This window comes from Paenibacillus sp. J2TS4, from assembly GCF_018403245.1.
GTDB lineage: Bacteria > Bacillota > Bacilli > Paenibacillales > NBRC-103111 > Paenibacillus_L.
The window spans coordinates 1-260 of record NZ_BOSH01000056.1; the positions used below are offsets into that span (position 1 = coordinate 1).

Annotated in this window: 1 rRNA gene; it reads right to left on the minus strand. The window is 42.7% G+C overall.

The window, feature by feature from the left end:
• Nucleotides 1-192: 192 nt before the first annotated feature.
• Nucleotides 193-260: ribosomal RNA gene (locus KJS69_RS29425) — 16S ribosomal RNA — on the minus strand; the annotation flags it as partial.

Here is a 260-nt window from a genome sequence, read left to right on the forward strand (position 1 = left end):
AAGATCCGTTATTGACATCTCCTCAGAAGTTCAAGACCGAAGTCCATCTCTTCCTCGAAAGATACCCAATCTACACTTGCTAATGGATGCTTTCGCATTTCTTCGCTATCTAGTTTTCAAGGAACAATGATTTGAAAGGAACATTTCCCTCTCAAAACTGAAAACGAGTGAATGTGAAGCTGATTTCCTTAGAAAGGAGGTGATCCAGCCGCACCTTCCGATACGGCTACCTTGTTACGACTTCACCCCAATTATCTACC